Source organism: Hydrogenophaga sp. (assembly GCF_011772445.1).
GTDB lineage: Bacteria > Pseudomonadota > Gammaproteobacteria > Burkholderiales > Burkholderiaceae_C > Hydrogenophaga.
Genome location: NZ_WVZN01000029.1, coordinates 1 through 3,827 on the forward strand (window position 1 = coordinate 1; position 3,827 = coordinate 3,827).

At 71.9% G+C, this 3,827-nt stretch carries 1 protein-coding gene; it reads left to right on the forward strand.

Translation table 11 applies throughout. The annotated features are described in order from the left end of the window. Positions 1-3,827: DUF637 domain-containing protein (locus tag GTO19_RS13300; RefSeq protein WP_291023066.1), on the forward strand; the 3,827-nt coding region annotated here is incomplete at both ends.

Sequence of the window (3,827 nt, forward strand, 5' to 3'; positions counted from 1 at the left end):
ACCAGCTCGCCATCAGCGCCGAGCGCGTGGTCAATGCCGAGAACGCCGTCATCGCCGCGCGAGGCGATCTGTCCATCCAGGCCCGGGACACGATCAGCAACCAGCGCGCAGGCCTGATCCTGAGCGCAGGCGACATGGCGCTCTCAGCCGATCGCATCGAGAACCGCTCCGCGCGCATCGAGGCCCTGGGCGATCTGGACATCGACGCCCGGGTGCTCATCAACGCCAACGATCACTTCGAGACCGAACCCGTCGCCGGCAGCCCTACCCCCTACGTGCGCCTGCGCCACGAGGGCGTGGACTACGCCAGCGACGAACTCGGCCTGAACTTCGGCTCGCTGACCGAGTACGCCGACGACCCCGGCGCGCGCGTGCTGCTGCCCAGCGAGGACTACCCCTTCGCCGACTACCCCGCCCTGGCCGCCTCGTGGGCCGTGCCGGCCAGCGGGGGCCATCGCGGCTTCCAGATCGAACTCAGCCGCCACCTGCAGGTGCTCTGCCACGACTGCAACGAGCCCACGGTCATGGTGGACACCTACGCCAGCGATCACCCCATCTGGGCCCGCCTGGGCGTCGCCCCACCCGGGCCCGCCCCCAGCTTCGCGGGCCCCGACTGCGCCGCCGAGTTCACCCACTGCACCCCCACCGAGCGGCAGGCCCACCAGGCCTGGCTGGCGCAGAGCCAGCAGTACGCCATCCACAAGAGCGAGCGCCAGGACGCCCTGGACGTCAAGATCGAGGCCTACAACGCCAGCGTGGCCGCGCGCACCCTGCGCGACTGGACGGTGATCGACGCCAGCGAGACCCGCCAGGAGCCGCGCGTGCTGCACAGCGAGCCGGGCCAGATCGCCGCTGGCGGCGATCTGCGCATTCAGGCCAGCGCGGCCATCAACGACAAGAGCCAGATCCTCGCCGGTGGCGCCCTCGGCGTGCTGGGCACCACCCTGGACAACCGCGACGCCAGCGTGCTCGCGCGCAGCGACATCAGCGGCCAGGCCGTCTACTCCTACTTCGAGGAAGACTGCTGGGCGTGCAACGACGACCGGCGCCACGAGTACGCCCCCTACAGCGGCACCCGTGAGCACGAAGTCCAGCTGAGCGTGGCCAGCGCGCGCCAGCACGCGCCCGATGCGCCCACGGCCTTGCCCGTGAACCTGCGCTCGGCGCTGTTTCAGCCCGTGGCCGACCCGGCGTCCGGCGTCCTCTTCCAGACCGACCCGCGCTTCACCGCCTCCCGGACTTGGACCGACTCGGGCGCCCAGCTCGCCCTGCTCAACCTGGACCCCAACACCCTCCAGAAACGCCTGGGCGACGGCTTCCTCGAACAGCGCCTCGTGCGCGAGCAGATCGCCCAGCTCACTGGTCAGCGCTTCCTGGGCGACCACACGGACGACGACGCCCAGTACCTGGCCCTGCTGCAGGCCGGCGCCACCTTCGCCCAGGCCCACCCACTCAGGCCGGGCATCACCCTCACGGCCGAGCAGGTGGCCGCTCTCACCAGCGACATCGTCTGGCTCGAGGCGCAGGCGCTCACCCTGCCCGACGGACGAACCGTGACCGCGCTCGTGCCCCGGGTCTACCTGATGCCCAGAGAAGGCGAGCTGGCGCCCGATGGCTCCCTGATCGCCGGCCGGCAAGTCCATCTCGACCTCAGCGGCGACTTCCTCAATGGCGGCAGCGTCGCCGGGCGAGAGCTGGTGCTCATCGATGCCAACGGCATCCGCAGCAGCGGGCGCATCGGCAGCGAAGGCACCACGGCGCTCAAGGCCCGGCAGGACATCGACGTGCGAGGCGGGGAAGTGGCCGCGCGCGACGCCCTGTTGCTGGACGCCGGGCGCGACATCGTCGTGGCCAGCACCACCCGCAGCACCACCACCGCGGCAGGCGACAGCACTTATGAGCGCACCGTGCTTGATCGCAAGGCCCGCCTGGTGGTCACCGGCGAGGCCGGCGTATTGATCGCCCAGGCCGCTCAGGACATGAGCCTGCAGGCGGCCGAGGTGGTGAACCAGGGCAGCGGCCCCAGCGTCCTCGTCGCCGGCCGCGACCTGCTGCTGCCCACGGTGAGCACCGGGGCCACGGACGACATCCACTGGAGCGCCGACCACCGCCAAAGGAGCGAGCGGCGCGAGGACAAGGGCACCACGATCCAGGCCCATGGCGACCTGACGATGCTGGCCGGGCGCCACCTGCTCGGGCGCGCCGTGGACATCGACGCCCAGGGCGACGTCGACGCGCGCGCCGCCGCCGCCCTGCTGCTCGAAGCCGGCGAGCGCCGCCTGAGCGTGGACGAGCACCACCGCGTGCGCCACGGCGACAGCTTCAAGCGCAAGACCGTCACCGAAGACCTCACCCTGCGCCAGAGCCAGGCGATCCCCAGCGAACTGGGCGGACGCAACGTGAGCCTGCTCGGTGGCGCGGGCGTCTACACCGAAGGCACGCGCATTCGCGCCGAAGAGAACGTGGACATCGACGGGGCCGGCACCACCGTGCTGGGCGCCGCGCAGGACCAGCGCGTCAGCGAGCGCCACATCGAGGTCGAACGTCGCCTGGGCGGCCTCAATGGCGACGCCCACCGCAGCGACACCGAGATCGACGCCCTGCACGCCCGAAGCCGCGCGCACGGCACCGACATCCGTGCCGGCGGCGAGATCCGCGTGGGCGTGGGCGAGCGCACCGAGCTGCAGGGCGCGCGGCTGCAGGCCGAGGCCATCCGCTTCGAGCGCAGCGCCCTGGCCGAGGACGCACCAGAGGACGCCCAGTCCGCACCCGGCGAGCTGATCCTGGGCGCCACCGTGGACCGCGACCTCGCCAGCGTGGAGCGCCACAACGAGAGCGACCGCGTCTGGCAGCGGATGCGCAGCCAGGGCCACGAGCACGAGACGCTCAACGCCACCGAGCTGCACGGCAAGCTGAGCATCGACGAGACGCTGCGTGTCGGGGTGGATGTGGGGGTGGATCGCCCGGGCGATGACCTTCAGCGAAAGATCCGGCAACTGTCCACCCAGCCCGGCCTGCAGTACCTGGCCGAGCTGAGCCAGCGCCCCGAGGTCGACTGGCGCGCCATCGAACTGGCACGGCGCGAATGGGACCACGAGGCCCAGGGGCTCACCGGCGTGGGCGCGGCCTTGCTCATGGCGGTCGTGGCGTACTTCACCATGGGCATGGGCACCGATCTGGCCATTGCCGCCGCCGGCGGCACCAGCAGCGCCACCGCCGCAGCCCTCACCACCACCACGGCCACGGGCGCCACCGCCTACACGGCGGCGGGCGCGGCCATCAACGCCGGCTTCACCACCCTGGCCGGCTCGGCCGCCGTGAGCTTCGTCAACAACGGCGGCGACCTCAGCGCCGTCTTCAAGGACCTGGGCTCCAGCGACACCGTCAAGCAGGTGCTCGTGGGCATGGTGGGCGCCGGGCTGGTGCAGGGCCTGAGCGACAACCTGCAGTTCTCCGGCAAGGCCCTCAAGGACATCGGCCTGAACGACGGCATGGGCGCCTACTTCGGCAAGCAGTTCATCGAACACGCGGGCCGCGCCAGCGCCAACGCCCTGCTGCTGGGCACGCCGCTGGACAAGGCGCTCGAAGGCGCGCTGGTGAGCAGCCTGCTGAGCACGGGCACGGCCTTCGGGGCGGACGCCATCGGCGACCTGGGCGTGCCCGATGGCAACGGCGGCGTCACGCTCAACGCGGCGGGGCGGCACCTGCTGCACGCGCTGCTGGGGTGTGCCTCAGGCGCGGTGCAGGCAGGCCGTGAAGGCTGCGCGGCCGGCGGCGCGGGCGCGCTGCTCGGTGAACTCGCCGCGGGCTGGTTCAACCCGGACGGC